Raw genomic sequence first — 17,936 nt, 5'->3', positions numbered from 1 at the left:
ACGGGGCGGTGCCGCCGGGGCGCGTCCGCACCAGGGCCTGCCGGAGTGAACCTAGGAGCGGGTGAGCGTCGTGAGCAATGGCGGCCGGAGCGCCGTCACAGGCATTTCATGTGCGCGCAGTAATCCGCCGGACGCACAGGGAGACGGGCGGGGTGCGTCGTGGAGGGCGGGACGGGAACGCCGGACGAAGGCGTCCGCGCCGAGGGGCCGGTCCGCCGCGCAACCACGCGGAGCCCGGCCGAAGTCGGGGGGCAGGGACGGACGGACCGGTCGTCGGGCGCCGCCGGGCGATCCGTTCCGGTCACGGGCCCGCCGCGTTCAGTCGCGCAGCGACGCCAGTGCGGCGGCTACCCGTGCGCGGGCCTCCGGAGGTGTCGAGGCGTGCGGGGAGAACCGGAGGGAGTCGGCGCGCACCGTCGGCGTGACACCCTCCGCGTGCAGCGCCTTCGCGACGACGGCGGGATCGTGGTCCGGCATCGTGAAGGCGAGGACGCCCGCACGCCGTGCCGGGTCGGCGGGGGAGAGGACGCGACCGCCGTGCTCCTCGACGGCCTCGGCCAACTCGGCGACCCGCAGGGCGATCGCGCCCTCGATCGCCCCGACCGTGTACCGCTCGACGAGGCCGAGAGCCGTCGCGAAGGCGGCGGCCGTCACCGGGCTGAGGTTGGTGATGGACCACCGTCGCGCGTCCCTGGCGGGCAGGTGCTCCGTCCCGTCGAAGACGCCGACGTCCTCGACTCCCGTCCAGCCGGTGAGCACCGGCTCCAGGGACTCCAGCGCGCGATCGGACAGCGCGGCGAAGCCGGTGGCCCAGCCCGCGCGCAGCCACTTCTGGCCGCCCGCGACCACGACGTCGGCGGCGTCCCAGGCCATCCGGGCCACCCCGAACGCCTGGATGGCGTCCACGATCAGCAGCCGGTCCGGTCCGATCGCCTCGCGCAGCGCGGCGAGGTCGGCACGGAAGCCGGTACGGAAGTCCACGGCGCTGACGGACAGGGCGACGACGTCGTCGGTCAGCGCGGCCCGGACCAGGTCGGGGGTGACGCCCCCGCCGTTCGCGGGATCGAGCCAGCGCGGTGTCGCCCGGCCCAGGTCGGCGCTGCGCCGCCAGGGATAGTGGTTGGCGGGGAAGTCGGTGCGCGGGGTGAGGACCACGCCCTCGCGGATCCCGAGAGCGGCGTGGAACAGTCCGGTGGAGGCGTTCGGCAGGAGCACCGTGTGCCGGCCGTCGGTCCCGGCGAGCCGGGCGGCCGTGTCCCGCGCGACCACCTCCGCGCGCATCAGGCCGTCCACGGTGGTGTGGTCGGCGCGGGCGGACTCCTCCAGCGCCCGGGCGGTCGCGCCGACGACGTCACGCGAGGGCGGCCCGAACCGTGCGAAGTCGAGATATCCGGCAGGCGTGTCGAAGTGGTCCGCGTACGACGTGAGCACGGGGTTCGTCCTTCCGGGAGGGTGCGGGTCGGGTGACGGCAGGTACGTCCGGGCGGGGTGCCGGGCGGCCGGCGGTGCGTGGTCCCGCTCACGGACTCCAGCCCGTGCCGTTCTGCCTGCTCGAACGGTACGCGGCGCATCCCGCGAGGACCTGACCGGGGTGAACGGTGTCGGACGCCGGAAGCCCGGGTGCCGTGCCCCGCAACAGCCGTGCGTCACGCGGGAACGGGGACGCGTGAGGGGCACCGCGGCCCCGCCCCGGCGTCGGGGCGACGGGGCCCGCGGGAGGGCGCGCACTCGGCGTCGCGAGCGGGGTGGGCCCGGCGGCCCAGCGGTCTCCGGGCGACGGGCCGGTGCGCGGCCGGGACGTCCACCGCGCGCCGCACGACCACAGCGGACGGGACGGCCCCAGACCCCTCCGAAGAGGTCTCGGGCCGTCCCGTCCGCCCTGGCGTCCGGTCGGTTCAGTGACCGGCGGACTCCTCGGGGCGGGCACGGCGCGGCAGGAGGAACGCGAGCAGGAAGGTCAGGGCGAGCATGCCGTCGACGATCCAGAGCACCGTCTGCATCACCGAGCCGAAGCCGCTGCGGAAGGCCGACGACGCGGTGGCCTCCAGCGCGGCGGGCACACGGGCACCCGCCTCGGACGAGGTCACCGCGGACCGTGTCTCCTTCGTCAGCAGTGCGCAGGACGCCGGATTCGCGGACGGGTCCTTTGCGGTGGCCCGGTCGGCGGCGCAGCGGCGCAGGTCCGCCACGATGCGGTCCTGCGCGCCGGGCGCGACGTGCGCCGCGGTCAGCCGGCCGCGAAGGTCGTCCGAGCGGTGGTCGACGGCCGTGGCGATCCCGCCGCCCAGCAGGCCGAAGAACACGGTGCCGAGGACGGCCACGCCGAAGGCGCCGCCGAGCTGCTGCACCGCGGTCATCGTGCCGGACGCCGAACCCGTCTCGTGTTGCTCGACGCTGGCGAGGACGATGTCGAAGAACGGCGCCATGAGCAGGCCCATCCCGATGCCGGTGACGAGCAGCGACGGCAGCAGCTGCCAGGGGCCGACGCCGGATCCCGCCTGGTCGAGGGTCAGCCAGACGCCGAACACGCCGAGCGCCATGACCAGCGCACCCGCCTGCAGCACGGCTCGTCCGAACCGGACGACGCCCTGCGCGAGTCCGAAGCCGACGATCATGCCGCCCGACCAGGGCACCATCACCAGGCCGGCCTTGAGCGGCGAGTAGCCGAGGCCGATCTGGGTGTACAGGTTGAACACCAGCATGAAGCCCTGCATCGTCGAGAAGAAGACGAGCCCGAGGATCATGCCGCCGCTGAAGCCGCGCTTGCGGAAGAGGCTGGGGACGACCAGCGGGTCCTGTCCGGAGCTGCTGCGGTGCGACTCGTACCGCGCGAAGACCGCGAAGACGACGACGGAGGCGGCCATCATCGCGAACGTCCACAGGGGCCAGTCGTACTCACGGCCCTGGACCAGCGGGAAGATGATGAGCAGCGCGCCCAGGGAGACCAGGAGCATGCCGGGGATGTCGAGGCGCGGTGTGGTCTCGGAGCGGCCCTTCGGCAGGTAGCGCAGGGCGCCGGCGATGGCGGCGGCACCCAGCGGAAGGTTGATCAGGAAGATCATGCGCCAGCCGGTGCCGAAGTAGTCGGCGTCGACCAGCCAGCCCGCCAGGATCGGCCCGCACACCGCGGACAGACCCATGACCGGACCGAACATGCCGAAGGCCTTCTGCGACTCCTTCGGCGGGAACATCTCCTTGATCATGCCGAGGCCCTGCGGCAGCATCACCGCGCCGAACAGGCCCTGCACGACGCGCGCGCCGATCAGCATCTCCGGAGACACGGATATCGCGCAGAGCAGCGAACCCAGCGTGAACCCGGCGGCTCCCACCAGGAACATCCGGCGGCGCCCGTGGATGTCGCCGAGCCGTCCGCCGGTCACCAGCCCGACCGCCATCGACAGGGTGTACGCGGCGGCCAGCCACTGCAGTGTGGAGGCTCCGCCTCCGAGATCGGCCCGCATGGAGGGGCCCGCGATGTTCGTGACGACGGCGTCGAGGAGGTCCATCACCTCGGCCGCGAGGATCACGAAGAGCGCAGCCCAGCGCCAACGGTAGGGCGCTGGTGAGTCGATGGGCGTCTCGGCGGACGCGACACCGGTGGTGGACATCGGAACTCCTCGAAGAGGGACCGCGCGCGGAGACGATCGGCACGCGCGGCGGGACGGACGGAAGGCGACTCCCTGGCTCCCTGGCGGGCGCGCGGAAGGGCGACCGAACACCGGAGAACACTGTTCACCCTAACAGAACGGTGCTCACCGAGAGAACGGCGTTCATTAAGATATAGCGCAACGGGAGGGCGCAGAGAAGATATATCGCGTATCTCCGGGAGAACACTGCTCACCCGGAGAGAACACCGCTCTCCCGACGCCTAGACTGTCCTCATGAGCGACGCGGCCGCCGGCACCCCCGAACAGCCTCCGCCGTCCCCCTGGGAGCGCGAGCGTCCGGCCCGTGCCCGCGTCACCCCCGCGCGCACACCGCTGTCACGCGAGCGCGTCGTCGAAGCGGCCTTCACCGTGCTGGACCGCCAGGGGCTCGACGGCCTGTCGATGCGGCAGGTGGCCGCCGAGCTGGGCGTCACGGTCTCCGCCCTCTACGCCCATGTCAGTTCCAAGGACGACCTCCTGGAACTCATGTACACCCGGCTCTTCGACGGCTTCGAGCCGCCCGAGGCCGATCCGGAACGCTGGCAGGAGGAGGTACGGGAGTACGCCCGCGCGGGGCGTCGACGCCTGCTGTCGCACCGGGACATGGCGAGGATCTCCATGGCCCACGTGCCCTTCACCGCCGAACTGCTCCCGCACGTCGAGGCGTTGCTCGCCGTGTTCCGTACCGCCGGACTGCCCGACCGCATCGCGGCGGAGGCCGGTGACCTCATCTCGACGTACATCGACGGATTCGTGCTGGAGGAGGGCATGTGGCGGGACCGGGCCGCGCAGCAGAGCTCCGGCACCTCCTCCCCGGCCCGGCCCGACTGGCGTGAGATGGCCGACGAGATGCAGAACTACTTCGCCTCCCTGCCCGCCGCCGACTTCCCCCATCTGCGCGCTCTGGCCGGCGTCATGGTGACGGACTCCTCCGACGAGCGGTTCGACATCGGCCTGGAGATCATCCTGCGCGGCCTGGCGAGCTATCTGCCGGATCCGGCGGCCTGAGCGGACAGGCGGGGGAGCGGGGTCAGTTGTTCCAGCTCTCGTCGTACGGATCACGCGGCGCAGGGACCGGTCGGGCGGTGCTCACGTCGAGGAACGGGATGATGCCGCCGTTCACGGGATCCTTCGTCCGCCTGCTGCTGTAGGTGCCGGTCACCTCCAGCCAGGCGTCGGGCTGGAGCACGGGCGGAATCCGTCCGGACAGCCCGATCTTGACCGGCTGGGCGTCGGCGGCACAGCAGTTGAGGGCCATGCGGACGAGATACGGGGTGCCCGCGTGGTCGAGTGCGACGAACCCGGTGATCCTGACCCGCCGGTCGCCGAGCGTGTGTCCGTGCCCGTACGCCGCCCGGCCCGCGTAGTCGACCAGGCCCAGCGGCACCGGGTCGCCCGCGGGCAGCGCGGGGTATCCGAACGGCGCCTGCAGCGCCGTGCCCGTACGCATCGCGCTGTACGAGCCGAGCGCGGGCGGGGCGACCAGGATGAGGGCCAGCAGTGGCAGGACCAGGAGCCAGGAGATGCGCGGCTCGCGGTGCGGATGCGCGTGACCGTCTCCCCCCGCGCTCCCGGACGCGGTCCGCCGCTCGCGCACCTCGTACCCGACCGTGGCGAGCGCCGTGACGATCAGCACCACGCCGGCCGCGAGCAGCAACGGCCGCAACCCCGCCTTGACGTACCGGAGATAGAGATCCGTGGCGCCGGCGTGCAGCACCGCCGCGCCGACCAGGAACAGCACCGCGGCCTGCGCCTGCCGGTTCACAGCAGCACCGCCCCGACCAGTACGGACACGAGGATCGCGAGGGCGAAGGTGGTGGGCGCGAACCGGGTCGCGAAGCCGCGTCCGAAGGTGCCCACCTGCATCGCGAACAGCTTCAGGTCGATCATCGGCCCGACCACGAGGAACGCCAGCTTGGCGGTGAAGGAGAACTGCGTCAGGGAGGCCACCACGAAGGCGTCGGCCTCCGAGCAGATCGACAGGAGGACGGCCAGCACCGCGAGGGCGAGCACCGACACCACAGGATTCCCGGCCGCGGCGTGCAGCCAGCTCGCCGGGACGACGGACTTGAGTGTGGCGGCGGCCATCGCGCCGAGCACGAGGAAGCCGCCCGCGTGCATCACGTCGTGCCGGACCGACCCCCAGAACGCGGCTCCTCTGCCGAGGCCTTCGTGCGCGGGCCGCTCCGGGGGCCGCAACCAGTCGGCGCGACCGAGCCGCTGCCACAGCCAGCCCATGGCGCACGCCACGAGGAGACTGGCCACGAAGCGGGCGAGGACCATCCGCGGGTCGCGGGGGAAGGCGACGGCGGTGGCCGTCAGGACGATCGGGTTGATCGCCGGCGCGGACAGCAGGAACGCGAGAGCCGCCGCCGGGGTGACCCCGCGCCGCACCAGCGCGCCGGCCACCGGGACGGAGGCGCACTCGCAGCCCGGCAGCACTGCCCCGGCCAGCCCGGCGACCGGGACCGCGAGCGCCGGACGCTTCGGCAGTGCCCGGGCGAAGAACGACGGCGGGACGAACACCGCGATGACCGCCGACAGCAGCACGCCGAGGACCAGGAACGGGAGCGCCTGGACGACCACGGCGACGAACACCGTCATCCAGCTCTGCATGACCGGCGCGGACAGCGCCCGCCGGACCGGTCCCTGCGCCGCCACGACCAGCAGCAGGAGCATGGTCAGGGCCAGGGGAGAACTGACGTGCCAGCCCTGCCGGGGCGACTGCTCCGGGTCGTCGTGCGGATGCACCGGCGGCGGGGCCGGTCGGGTGATGGTCACGCGTGCGCTACCTCCGGTCGGGAGGGGCCCGCCGGCTGCGCTCGCCCCTCCATCGTGAATACGCCGGTCCGGTCCGAGCGTCTCACCGGGGCCGCCGACATGGCCCGCACCAGGGGAAATCTTGACCTTGCGGTGAGGCGCCGGGACGCCGCGGCCCCTACGCCTCCCCGCCGTCAGTCGCGTCCCGAGCCCCGGTAGAGGTCCAGCTCGCCGTCCAACTCGACGGCCAGCACCGTCGCGTGGGCGTCCAGGTCCTCCGCGGCGGGAGCGTCGATCCAGGTCACACCGGGAACCGCGTGCAGGCCACCGGTCACGCGATGGCGGAGCTCGCCTCCGGTGCCGAGGACGGTCACCCGGCGCACCGCGTTCCGCAGGCCGCGGACCGACACCGCCTCCCGGGGCGCGTCGAAACACACCAGGTACAGGGTGCGGCGGTCGGCGGAGAGGGTGCTCGGACCGTAGTGGTGCCCGGCGGGCAGTCCGGCGACGGTGCCGTACACGGCCTCGGCGTGCCGCGCGATCCACGCGCCGAGCCCTTCCAGACGCTCGGTCTGCTCCGCGGGGATCGTCCCGTCCTCGCGGGGGCCGACGGCGAGCAGCAGGTTGCCGCCCAGGCCGATCGTCTCCGTGAAGTACCGCACCAACTGGCCGACGGACTTGAAGTCGCGGTCGTCCGGCCGGTGTCCCCAGGAGCCGTTGACGGTCAGGCACAGCTCCCACGGTCCGTCGGGCGCCCGGAGCGGGACCCCCTGTTCCGGAGTGGCGTAGTCGCCGTGGCTGAGCATCCGGGCGTTGAGGACGGTGTCCGGGTTGCCCGCGAGGATCAGGTCGGCGAGCTCGCGCATCCGCCACTGCTCCTCGGTGCGCTCCCACTCACCGTCGAACCACAGCAGGTCGGGGCGGAAGCGGTCGACGAGTTCGCCGACCTGGCCGTCGCGGTACGCCAGGTAGCGCTCCCAGGCCGCCGGGTCCTCCGCACCGGGTTCGGCGTGCGAGAACCGGCTGGGCGGCACGTCTCCCGGCTGTACGGGCCGCAGGCTCGGGTAGTCGGGGTGGTTCCAGTCGGAGTGCGAGTAGTAGAGGCCCACCTTGAGGTCGCGGGCGCGCAGGGCGTCCGCGAAACCGCCGATCAGGTCACGTCCGGCCGGGGTGTCCCGCGCGACGTCCAGGTGGTGGTGGGCGGTGTCCCACAGGGCGACGCCGTCGTGGTGCCGGGCGGTGAGCACGGCGTAGCGGGCGCCGGCGCGGGCGAAGAGGTCGGCCCAGGCCCGCGGGTCGTAGTGCGAAGCGGTGAAGCCGTCGAGCTGTTTCATGTACCGCTCGTGGGTGACCTCGCCCGTGTAGAAGGACCAGGACTCGGCCACGCCGTCCACGGCGTAGATCCCGTAGTGGAGGAAGATGCCCAGCTTGGCGTCGGTGAACCAGGGTTGCATCGGCATGCGCACACGCTAGGCGCGGCGCCCCGGCGGGCGCGTGGGTCTCGGTCACCATCGCTGGTCCGTTTTCACCCCGCGTTCCGGACGCTGTGCGATGTCTTTACGTCTCTGTCATGTCCCTGTAGCTTCCGCCCGCAAAGCCTTTCAGGAAATTGCCGGTTGTTCTTGCAATGCAACTCCCCGCCCCCCGGCCCGCATTGGAGACCGCCCCATGAGACGCGGACACCGACACCGCCTGCTGCGACCCCTGGTGGCGCTCGCCGCCGTGACCGGGATCTTCGCGACCGCCACACCGAACGCGGACTCCACCCCCCTGGAGGGGACGTCCGCGGCCTCGGCCACGACGACGGTCTTCTACTACACGAAGACCAAGAACTGGTCCGCCACCTATCTGCACTACGCCCCCGACGGCGGCTCGTGGACCACCGTGCCCGGCGTCCGGATGGAGACGGCCTGCACCGACTGGGTGAAGGAGACCGTCGACCTCGGCTCGGCCGCCGGGCTGCGGGCCACCTTCACCGACGGAAGCGGGACCTGGGACAACAACGGCGGCACCAACTTCGCGCTGGGCACCGGGACCGTCACCGTCAAGGACGGCGTGGTCGCCCACAGCGATCCGTGCGCCGACACCGGGACCGGCACCGGCAACCGGGCCACGGTCTACTACTCGACCGCCACGTCCGGTTGGAGCACGGCCAACCTCCACTACGCGCCCACCGGCGGTTCCTGGACCACCGTCCCCGGCGTCGGCATGGAGTCGGCCTGCACCGGCTGGTGGAAGAGGACCGTCGACCTCGGCCCGGCCACCACGCTCAAGGCGGCCTTCAACAACGGCAACGGCGTCTGGGACAACAACAACGGCGCCGACTACGCGCTCGGTTCGGGCACGACGACGGTGAAGGACCGGACCGTCACGGCCGGAGCCGCCGACCCGTGCGCGGCCCAGGCGCCCGACACCCAGGCACCGACCACGCCCACCGGGGTCACGGCGAGCGCCACCGGCACCTCGGTCGTGGTGAGCTGGAAGCCCGCCAGCGACGACACCGCCGTGACGAAGTACCAGCTCACACGGACCGGCGGCACCGAGGGAACCGTCGTCACCGACGTCGGCTCGACGGTCTGGTCCGACACGGGACTGGCGGAGAAGACCACCTACACCTACACGGTGAAGGCCGTCGACGCCGCCGGGAACACCTCGCCCGCCTCCTCCGCGGCCCCCGTCACGACGGGTGAGAAGGCTCCCGCGCCGGCCGCGGGAACCCCGCTCGGCACCGACCCGCGCAAGGACCCGATCTACTTCGTCCTCACGGCCCGCTTCTACGACGGCGACACGTCCAACGACCGCGGCGGCAGCCAGGACGTCAAGTCGGGCAACGCGGCGAACAACGACCCCATGTTCCGCGGCGACTTCAAGGGCCTCGTCGACAAACTCGACTACATCAAGGCGCTCGGCTTCTCCGCCGTCTGGATCACGCCGGTCGTGCTCAACCGCTCGGACTACGACTACCACGGCTATCACGGCTACGACTTCTACACGGTCGATCCCCGCCTGGAGTCGGCCGGCGCCTCCTACCAGGACCTGATCAACGCGGCCCACGCCAAGGGCATGAAGATCTACCAGGACGTGGTCTACAACCACAGCTCGCGCTGGGGTGCCAAGGGCCTCTTCACGCCGACCGTCTACGGCGTGCGCGACACGCAGTGGAGCTGGTACTACGACGAGAAGAACGCGGGATTCGACTACGACGGCCTGACCGTCGAGCCCAAGTCCGGGAAGTCGTACTACAACGGCGACCTGTGGTCGACCGCCGAGCCCTCCGGCAACACCTGCCTCAACTGGGGCAAACCCACGGGAGGCAAGAGCCCCGAGGGGTACACGCTCTACAACTGCCAGTGGCCGAGCCCCACGTCGGGCATGTTCCCCAAGGCGTACTACCACCAGTGCTGGATCGGCAACTGGGAGGGAGAGGACTCCCGTTCGTGCTGGCTGCACGAGGACCTCGCCGACTTCGACACCGAGAACGCCACCGTCCAGAACTATCTGATCGGCGCCTACGACAAGTACATCGACATGGGCGTCGACGGATTCCGCGTCGACACGGCCGTCCACATTCCGCGCGTCACCTGGAACCGCCGCTTCCTCCCGGCCATCCACGACCGGGTCACCCAGCGGTTCGGCGCGGACGCGGCGAAGAACTTCTTCGTCTTCGGTGAGGTGGGCGCCTTCGTCAACGACAAGTGGAACCGCGGCTCGGTGAACCACTCCGCGCAGTTCTTCACCTGGAAGGAACGCAAGGAGTACAGCGCCGACGACGAGAAGGCGGCGATCGAGCAGTACGACTACGAGGAGCAGCTCGGCACCGGGAACCAGCCGGCCTCCGCCAACGCCTTTCTGAACGGGAACAGTTACCACACCCCGGACCGCAGCCAGTTCTCCGGGATGAACATCATCGACATGCGCATGCACATGAACTTCGGTGACGCGCAGAACGCCTACAACAACGGCAGGGACTCCGACGACTCCGTCAACGACGCCACGTACAACGTCGTGTACGTCGACAGCCACGACTACGGGCCGAACAAGTCGAGCACCCGCTACAGCGGCGGCACCGACGCCTGGGCGGAGAACATGGCCCTGATGTGGACCTTCCGGGGCATCCCCACGCTGTACTACGGATCGGAGATCGAGTTCCAGAAGGGCAAACAGATCGACTGCGGGCCGACCTGCCCGCTGGCCGGCACCGGACGCGCCTACTACGGGGACCACCTCGCGGGCGGTGTGACGGCCTCCGACTTCGGGACGGTCGCCTCCGCGAGCGGTGAGGTCGCCACCACGCTCGCCCAGCCGCTGGTCAAGCACCTCCAGCGGCTCAACCGGATCCGCCGGGCGATCCCGGCCCTCCAGTCGGGTCAGTACTCCACCGACGGGATCACCGGATCGATGGCCTTCAAGCGCCGCTACACCAGCGGCTCGACCGACAGCTTCGCCCTGGTCACGGTCACCGGCGGGGCCACCTACACCGGTATACCGAACGGCACGTACACGGACGCCGTCACCGGGGACGTGAAGACCGTCTCCGGCGGCACCCTGTCCGTGGCGGCGCCCGGCAAGGGGAACCTGCGGGTGTACGTCCTGAACGGTCCCGGCAGGATCGGCGCCGACGGGCCCTATCTGAAGTAGCCGGCACTCCGGACCGGTGGACGGTCCGAGGGGCCGCGGCCGTGGTCACCCCGGGTGTCGGACGCCCGGGGCGACCACGTGACCGGCCTGATCGGCGCACCCGATTCCGGATGGGGCGGGGCCAGGATGAATGGCGTGGTGTGCGATGGGTACGCGACGGTCGTTGCACCCGGGAAGACCGCGAACCGCCCGGGTGGCCACCCACCGACCACGAACGAGGGATCTTCCATGGACACCCCGCAGAACAACCACCACCCCACCGCGGCCGAGGCGACCCCCGCCCAGGAGGCCCTGAACACGCTCGCCGAGAACACCCAGGACACCGCGGCGCTGAACACGCTCGCCGGCAGTGACGTGCTGGTCCCCGTCCCGGACGACGTCACGGACGCGGACGTCGCCGACCCGACGGCCGTCGCGCTGCCCGTCCTGGACCAGCCGGGCGGCGAACAGGTGGTGCCGGTCTTCACCTCCGAACTGGAGATGGCCGAGCTGCTTCCGTCGGTCTCCCGCTACCGTCTCGTGCCGCTCGGCGCCCTCGCCTCGCAGTGGCCGACGGGCGATCTCGCCCTGACCATCGACGCCAGCTCGCCGCACGGTCTGACCCTCAGCTCGGAGGGCGTCCGCACGCTGCTGGCCCGCCCGCTCGGCTGAACGCCGGGATGCCCGCGGCCACCCGGCGGCATCGGGGTGGAGCGGGTCAGTCCCGCAGCATGCGGGCGAGCACGGACCGCTGCAGGGGGAGCACCTCGGCGTGCAGGGCACGGCCCTTCCCGGTGAGGGCGACCCAGACCCCGCGGCGGTCCTCCTCGCAGACGGTGCGCTCGACCAGGCCGTCCTTCTCCAGACGTCCGATGAGCCGCGACAGCGCGCTCTGGCTGAGATGGACCCGCCCCGCGATGTTCTGTACCCGGCAGTGCTCGCCGGGCTCCGACACGGCGCCCGAGGCGAGGATGTCCAGGACCTCGAAGTCACTGGCTCCGAGGCCGTGCGGGTGCAGGGCGCGGTCGATCTCGCACATCGTGCGCGCGTGCACCGAGAGGATGTCCCGCCACTGGTCCTCCAGCCGGGCATCGGGCGTCTGCGTTGCCATAACCGAATGGTACTGGAGATCGGGCCATTCATTGACTGTGCAACTAGTGCATTCGCATCCAGTTCGCCCGTGGCTCCGGACCCGTGCGCCGTCGGCCGCGAGCCCGGGGTGCGGTTCGCACGCCCCGGGCCCGCACGGCGGTGGCTACGCGGCGGTGTCCTGGATCAGCCCGACCTGGTTGCCCTCCGCGTCCTTGACCGACGCGATGAGCCGGCCGCCGCCCACGTCCTGGACGTCCTGGAGCGTCTCGGCACCGGCCGAGAGCAGGTCCGACAGCGTCTTCTTGATGTCGTCGACGTGCCAGTACGGCACCGGCCCGGTCATCCCCTTGGAGTGACCGCTCGGGTCCAGGCCGACGTCCTGGCCGGCGTCCTTGAATCCGACGTAGTACGGCTCGTCCACGTACGGCTCCACCCCGAGCAGCGCGGTGAAGAGCGCCTTCGCCTTCGCGATGTCCTTGACGGGGTAGATGACGGTCTTGAGTCCGGCGGTCATGGCGAGTCCTCCGTGTGCGTGGCGGCCGGGTCGGCCGGTCCCGTCGGCTGTTCCGGCGGTCCCTCCACGCTAGGCCGGGGGACCGGCCGACGGCTTCTCGAATCCTGACCGGTACCGCCGCCCGGGAGAAAGGACACCGGTGCGGCGGGCTGTCGTGCCTCCCCCTCCACCGACTGCCGGGGGGGGTACGTGAATCAGTCGTGGCGGGCTTGGGGCGCACGGCCGGCGGGTTGGCCAGGTCAAGCACGTGTCTCGCGCGCGGCGGCGTGATGGAGCGATCACGCGACCGCGCCGCCGTCTCCATCGCGACACGGCTCGCCACCCGGTGCGCCGACCACGCCGCGCACCCCTGTGGAACGTCCCCAACGAGTGCGGCGTCCCCTTCTCGGCCTGCTACTGCGCCGCCTGTGCCGCGCACTTCTGTCGCTGGCCCGCGGACTCCACGGCACCGTCGACGCCCTCGACGAGGCCTGGGGAACGGCCTTCTGGGGCCAGCACCGCACCGGCTTCGACCAGGTCGACCACCGCGCGTGATCCCGGACGGCCCCCGTCGCCGAGACACGGACGGTCGCCGACGTGGCCGTGCCGTGGGACTGGCACTGCTGGTGGGCGCAGAGCCTCCAGTGGCGGCCCAGCGATGAACACGACCCCCGCGAGCGCGCCGACACGTTCTAAGAGGCCCGCTGAGTCCGACACATCACCGTCGACTTCGCCCACCCGGAAAGCGACTTGTCGGCCTATCGCCTTGTCGCCGTCCCAGCTCTCAACCTCATGGCCGAGGTCGCGGCCGAGAACGTCCGCAGGTACGTCGAGAGCGGCGGCACCCTGCGCGTCCCTACTTCTCCGGCATCGTCGACGAGCACGACGCCGTGCACGACGGCCCCTGCCCCGGAGCCCTGCGGGACGTACTGGGCCTGACGGTCGAGGAGTTCTCCCCGCTACTCCAGGGGGAGCGCGTCCGCGTCACCAGGCCGGACGGCTCCGAACTCACCGGCGACCTGCGGACCGAGTTCGTGATGCCGCGCGGCGCGGAGACCGTTTGGACCTACGCGGACGGCCTCACCGCCGGGCACCCCGTCGTGACCGTCACGCACCCTCGGTGCCGGCGACGCCTGGTACATGTCGACATGCCTCGGAGCCGAGAGCCAGAACACATCGTGGAGGCCGTTCCGAACGGCCGCGGCCTCGGCGTCTTCTACTGGGAGGCCACCTGGACGGCGGTCGCCGGGAACGGCTGGGACCCGGCCGACCCCGCCTCCGGCAACGGCTGGGAGAACCAGGCCCTGTTCGGCTTCGACGACAAGGCCCTTCCGGCCATGTCCCTCTTCGGCCACCGCTGAACGCGAGGGTCCGGCCGCCGATGCGGCCGGGCCCCGTGCGTTCCGCCGCCGTGCGGGTCCGGCCAGGCTCGCCGAAGGCCGTGCGGGCCGCTCCGGGCTGCGGGAGAGTAGCGGGAGACCGTCACGACGGAGGGGGACGAGATGCTGAAGGTTCCCGACAACGGGCATCGGCTGGACATCCTGGAATGGCTGCGCGACCCCGCGGAGCACTTCCCGCGGCAGCGGCACGGCGACCTCGTCGAGGACGGCGTGAGCCCCGAGTCCCTCGCCCACAAGCTGGGTGTGAGCCGGGCCGTGGCGCGCACCCACCTCGACCTCCTCACCGGGGTCGGTCTGCTGCGCGCCAAGAAGGTCAGACGGCGGACCTACTACCGGCGCGACGAGTACCGCATCGCCGAGGTCAGCCACTTCTTCGAGAAAGGCTGGTAGCCGCGTGGACCGGACGTCCGCCGCCGCACGCCCCACCGCCCTCGTGCCCCGGCGTCTCCTGCCGCTCGGCGGCCGCGGCCCCGAGGACGTGGTGGCCGACCACCGCGGCGGGGTGCTGACCGGCCTGGAGGACGGTCGCATCGTCCGAGTGGAACGGCCCGGCGACGCCGACCGCCCCGGAGTCCGCGTCCTCGCCGAGACGGGCGGCCGACCGCTGGGCCTCGAACTCCTCCCGGACAACGCCCTGCTGGTGTGCGACGCCGAACGAGGACTGCTGCGGATCGGGCTCGACGACGGAGTGGTCCGCGTCCTCGCCGACACCGTCGCGGGCAGGCCGCTGCGCTTCTGCAGCAACGTGGTCGCCCTGGCCGACGGCACCGTCCTCTTCACCGTCTCCAGCCGGGACTACCCCCTCGCGCACTGGATCGGCGACCTCGTCGAGCACACCGGAACCGGTCGCCTGCTGCGCCTCGCCCCGGGCGAGAAGGAACCCGAAGTGCTGCTGGACGGGCTGCAGTTCGCGAACGGGCTCGCCGTCGCCGGCGACGAGTCCTTCCTCGTCGTCGCGGAGACCGGCGCGTGCCGGCTCGCCCGCTACTGGCTCACCGGGCCGCGGCAGGGGCGCGCCGAGACCTTCCTCGACGACCTGCCCGGTCAGCCGGACAACCTCTGGCGCGCCCCCGGCGGACCGATCTGGGTGGCACTCGCCGGTCCCCGCGTCGGCGCCCTGGAACTCTTGCACCGCCGGGGTCCCGCCGTGCGCCGCACCGCCGCCCGGATCGCCGTCCGCGCCCCGTTCCGGCCGCCCCGCACCACCGGCGTCCTGGCCGTCGACGACGAGGGCCGCGTCCTGCACCACCTGGAGGGCCGCCGCTCCCGGTTCCGCATGGTGACCAGCGTCTGCGAGTCCGACGGCCGGCTGGTCCTCGGCAGCATCTGGGAACCCGGTCTCGCGGTCTGCGACCTGCCCGGTACCCCGGGCTGAACCCCGCACGGACCGGTCGGCGAGCCCGGCCGACCGCGCGCGCAGACCGGGCCGGGGGTGAGGCGCGTGTGCGCCGTCCGCGCGCACGGCGGTACGCTTTTCACCGGCCGCGATCTTGTGTCGCGGCGCGGCGGTGGGGCCCGCCGTACCCGAACCGCGGCAGTCGCGCCGCCGACGGTCCCTGCTTGCGATGCCGTGCGCCCGCACCGGCCCGGCGAGTAGGAGCACGAGGAACATGACGGTCCCGCACCCCGACCGCGTCGACGAGTCCGGCAGCCCGGTCCGCGCACCCGCGCGCAGCGCCTCCCCCTGGCACGGCCAGGGCCCGGTCGTCGCGATGGTCGCCCTCGGCGGCGCCGTCGGCGCCACCGCCCGCTACGGCGCGGGCGAGCTGTGGCCCACGCCCGCCGGCACCTTCCCCTGGACCACCTTCACCGTCAACGTCGTCGGCTGCGCGGTGATCGGCGTCTTCATGGTGCTGATCACCGACGTGTGGGCGGCGCACCGCCTCGTCCGCCCCTTCTTCGGCACCGGCGTGCTCGGCGGCTTCACCACCTTCTCGACCTACGCCGTCGACATCCAGAAACTGGTCGACGACGGCCGTCCCGGCGTCGGTCTCGGCTATCTCGCCGCGACCCTGTCCGCGGCACTCGCGGCGGTGTGGCTGGCCGTGACGGCGACCCGGCGAGCCCTGGCACGGAGGCAGCGATGACGAGGCTGACAGGCAGCGCCCTGCGGGTGACGATCTTCATCGGCGAGAACGACACCTGGCACCGCAAGCCGCTCTACGCGGAGATCGTGCACCGGGCCCACGCGGCGGGGCTCGCGGGCGCCAGCGTCTTCCGGGGCATCGAGGGCTTCGGCGCGTCCTCGCTGATCCACACCTCACGGCTGCTGTCGATGAGCGAGGACCTCCCGGTCGCGGTGATCGTCGTGGACACCGAGGAACGCGTCCGGGCCTTCCTGCCCCAACTCGACGAACTCGTCACGGAGGGACTCGTGATCCTCGACGACTGCGAGGTCGTCCGGTACGCGGGACGGGGCGGCACACCCGGACGGGAGCATCCGGAAACCGGTGGCGGCACGGCTGACGAAGGTGAGAACTGGTTGTGAACTGGCTGCTGGTGGTCCTCGGCGCGGCGGTCGGCGCACCCCTGCGTTATCTGACCGACCGCGCGGTGCAGGTGAGACACGACACGCTGTTCCCCTGGGGCACCCTCGTCGTCAACGTGGCGGGCTGCCTGGTGCTCGGCCTGCTGACCGGCGCCGCCTCGGCCGGACACGCCTCGGACCACCTGCAACTCCTGCTCGGCACAGGCCTGTGCGGGGCCCTGACCACGTACTCGACGTTCTCCTACGAGACGCTGAGGCTGACCGGGACCGGGGCCGCGTTCTACGCTGCCGCCAACGTGATCGTCAGCGTGACGGCGGGCCTCGGCGCCGCGTTCGCCGGGGTCGCGTTCGCGCACGCGGTGTGGACGTAGGTACCGTGCTGCGCCGTGCGTAGGCAACACTGTCTCCTGCGCTGTCTACAGCACTGTCGTCCATCTCCTCAGAACTGGATCCCATGAGCGTCATCAACGTCGGTCAGGCCGTCGTCCTCGGAGTCGTCGAGGGGGTGACCGAATTCCTCCCCGTCTCCTCGACCGGCCACCTCAAGATCACCGAGGGCCTGATGGGGATCCCCGTCGACGACGACGCCGTCGTCGGATTCTCCGCGGTCATCCAGGTCGGCGCCATCGCGGCCGTGCTCGTGTACTTCTTCAAGGACATCGTGCGGATCGTCTCCGCCTGGGGCCGCGGGCTGCGGGACAAGGAGCAGCGGACCAGCCACGACTACAAGTTCGCCTGGTGGGTGATCTACGCGACCATCCCGATCGTGATCGTGGGTCTCGCGGCCAAGCCCCTGATCGAGGGCCCGCTCGCCTCCTTGTGGGTCGTCGCGGGATCGCTGATCGCCGGCAGTGGCGTGATGTGGGCGGCGGACCAGATGGGCCGCCACAAGCGCGGTGAGGACGACACCTCGTTCAAGGACGCGATGCTGGTGGGCAGCTCGCAGATCCTCGCCCTGCTCTTCCCCGGCTTCTCGCGCTCCGGCGCCACCATGTCGACCGCGCTCATCCTCGACCTGGACCGTGTCGCCGCCACCCGGCTCTCCTTCTTCCTCGGCATCCCGGCCCTCACCGGCGCCGGTCTCTACGAGCTGAAGGACGCCCTCGGCACCGGGGTGGGGGCCGCCCCGCTCGTCGCCGGCACCGTCGTGTCGTTCGTGGTCGCCTACGGCTCCATCGCCTGGCTCCTGAAGTTCGTCGCCAAGCACTCCTTCAACGCCTTCGTGATCTACCGGATCGTCATCGGCGTGGCGCTCCTCGGCCTGCTGGGCGCCGGAGTCCTCGACAGCTGAGACCAACACCCGGGGTGCCCGCGCGAAGCGCCGTCCCGGACACGCAGGAGCCGCTCCCAGGGGGCGCGAGGCCGAGCAGCGGGCCGCGCGCCCCCTGGTGCGTGCCGTGCCGGTTTGACACGTGCCTCACCCGTCCGGAGGATCATCC

Annotated in this window: 16 protein-coding genes and 2 pseudogenes; 11 read left to right on the top strand and 7 right to left on the bottom strand. The window is 71.7% G+C overall.

Annotation, left to right across the window (positions count from 1 at the left end; all coding sequences use genetic code 11):
• Positions 1-318: 318 nt before the first annotated feature.
• On the bottom strand, positions 319-1,431 hold the full coding sequence (locus B0675_RS30830) for an aminotransferase class V-fold PLP-dependent enzyme (protein ID WP_081222891.1): 1,113 nt from the start codon (positions 1,429-1,431) through the stop codon (positions 319-321).
• A 464-nt stretch (positions 1,432-1,895) separates the two neighbouring features.
• Positions 1,896-3,608: an MFS transporter gene (locus B0675_RS30825; protein ID WP_081222890.1), complete on the bottom strand. Its 1,713-nt coding sequence runs from the start codon at positions 3,606-3,608 to the stop codon at positions 1,896-1,898.
• A 273-nt stretch (positions 3,609-3,881) separates the two neighbouring features.
• Between B0675_RS30825 and B0675_RS30820 the strand changes: the two genes are divergently transcribed.
• Positions 3,882-4,655, top strand: coding sequence for a TetR/AcrR family transcriptional regulator (locus tag B0675_RS30820; protein WP_081222889.1), 774 nt, complete (start codon positions 3,882-3,884; stop codon positions 4,653-4,655).
• A 22-nt stretch (positions 4,656-4,677) separates the two neighbouring features.
• On the opposite strand, the gene B0675_RS30815 is transcribed toward B0675_RS30820, so the two are convergent.
• From B0675_RS30815 to B0675_RS30805, 3 genes are all read right to left on the bottom strand, one after another.
• Positions 4,678-5,412: a TIGR03943 family protein gene (locus tag B0675_RS30815; RefSeq protein ID WP_081222888.1), complete on the bottom strand. Its 735-nt coding sequence runs from the start codon at positions 5,410-5,412 to the stop codon at positions 4,678-4,680.
• On the bottom strand, positions 5,409-6,398 hold the full coding sequence (locus B0675_RS30810; protein WP_241540111.1) for a permease: 990 nt from the start codon (positions 6,396-6,398) through the stop codon (positions 5,409-5,411). The genes B0675_RS30815 and B0675_RS30810 overlap by 4 nt, the downstream gene beginning before the upstream one ends.
• 203 nt (positions 6,399-6,601) lie before the next feature.
• Positions 6,602-7,867 carry an alpha-L-fucosidase gene (locus B0675_RS30805; protein ID WP_081223977.1) on the bottom strand — a complete coding sequence of 422 codons (1,266 nt, stop codon included), beginning with the start codon at positions 7,865-7,867 and terminating at the stop codon, positions 6,602-6,604.
• Between the two features lie 208 nt (positions 7,868-8,075).
• On the opposite strand from B0675_RS30805, the gene B0675_RS30800 reads away from it, so the two are divergent.
• The gene (locus B0675_RS30800) at positions 8,076-11,045 is read left to right on the top strand and encodes a carbohydrate binding domain-containing protein (protein WP_081222886.1); all 2,970 of its coding nucleotides are present in this window, start codon (positions 8,076-8,078) and stop codon (positions 11,043-11,045) included.
• Between the two features lie 228 nt (positions 11,046-11,273).
• On the top strand, positions 11,274-11,696 hold the full coding sequence (locus B0675_RS30795) for an SseB family protein (RefSeq protein ID WP_081222885.1): 423 nt from the start codon (positions 11,274-11,276) through the stop codon (positions 11,694-11,696).
• Between the two features lie 46 nt (positions 11,697-11,742).
• Here the strand turns inward: B0675_RS30795 and B0675_RS30790 are convergent, their stop codons facing one another.
• Both B0675_RS30790 and B0675_RS30785 read right to left on the bottom strand, forming a co-directional pair.
• Positions 11,743-12,135 (bottom strand): MarR family transcriptional regulator, encoded by a 393-nt coding sequence (locus tag B0675_RS30790; protein WP_081222884.1) that lies wholly within the window; start codon positions 12,133-12,135, stop codon positions 11,743-11,745.
• Positions 12,136-12,279: 144 nt separating this feature from the next.
• Positions 12,280-12,630 (bottom strand): VOC family protein, encoded by a 351-nt coding sequence (locus B0675_RS30785; RefSeq protein ID WP_081222883.1) that lies wholly within the window; start codon positions 12,628-12,630, stop codon positions 12,280-12,282.
• Between the two features lie 290 nt (positions 12,631-12,920).
• Between B0675_RS30785 and B0675_RS30780 the strand changes: the two are divergent.
• The 8 genes and pseudogenes from B0675_RS30780 to B0675_RS30745 form a co-directional block, all read left to right on the top strand.
• Positions 12,921-13,773 (top strand): annotated as a pseudogene (locus B0675_RS30780) (beta-galactosidase trimerization domain-containing protein); the annotation flags it as partial.
• A gap of 11 nt (positions 13,774-13,784) precedes the next feature.
• Positions 13,785-13,970 (top strand): annotated as a pseudogene (locus B0675_RS42275) (glycosyl hydrolase 53 family protein); the annotation flags it as partial.
• Positions 13,971-14,111: 141 nt separating this feature from the next.
• Complete coding sequence (locus B0675_RS30770) at positions 14,112-14,399, top strand: winged helix-turn-helix domain-containing protein (RefSeq protein WP_081222882.1); 288 nt, start codon at positions 14,112-14,114, stop codon at positions 14,397-14,399.
• A 4-nt stretch (positions 14,400-14,403) separates the two neighbouring features.
• Positions 14,404-15,384, top strand: coding sequence for an SMP-30/gluconolactonase/LRE family protein (locus tag B0675_RS30765; protein ID WP_081222881.1), 981 nt, complete (start codon positions 14,404-14,406; stop codon positions 15,382-15,384).
• Positions 15,385-15,619: 235 nt separating this feature from the next.
• Positions 15,620-16,096, top strand: a complete 477-nt coding sequence (gene crcB / locus B0675_RS30760; RefSeq protein ID WP_081222880.1) for a fluoride efflux transporter CrcB — start codon at positions 15,620-15,622, stop codon at positions 16,094-16,096.
• Positions 16,093-16,497 carry a DUF190 domain-containing protein gene (locus tag B0675_RS30755; protein ID WP_081222879.1) on the top strand — a complete coding sequence of 135 codons (405 nt, stop codon included), beginning with the start codon at positions 16,093-16,095 and terminating at the stop codon, positions 16,495-16,497. Before crcB (B0675_RS30760) ends, B0675_RS30755 begins: the two co-directional genes overlap by 4 nt.
• Positions 16,494-16,868 (top strand): fluoride efflux transporter CrcB, encoded by a 375-nt coding sequence (gene crcB / locus B0675_RS30750; protein WP_081222878.1) that lies wholly within the window; start codon positions 16,494-16,496, stop codon positions 16,866-16,868. The genes B0675_RS30755 and crcB (B0675_RS30750) overlap by 4 nt, the downstream gene beginning before the upstream one ends.
• An 83-nt stretch (positions 16,869-16,951) precedes the next feature.
• On the top strand, positions 16,952-17,788 hold the full coding sequence (locus tag B0675_RS30745) for an undecaprenyl-diphosphate phosphatase (RefSeq protein ID WP_081222877.1): 837 nt from the start codon (positions 16,952-16,954) through the stop codon (positions 17,786-17,788).
• The last annotated feature ends 148 nt before the right edge of the window (positions 17,789-17,936 follow it).

The organism is Streptomyces sp. M41(2017), assembly GCF_002078175.1.
Classification (GTDB): Bacteria; Actinomycetota; Actinomycetes; order Streptomycetales; family Streptomycetaceae; genus Streptomyces.
This window is presented reverse-complemented; position numbering and strand designations above follow the sequence as displayed.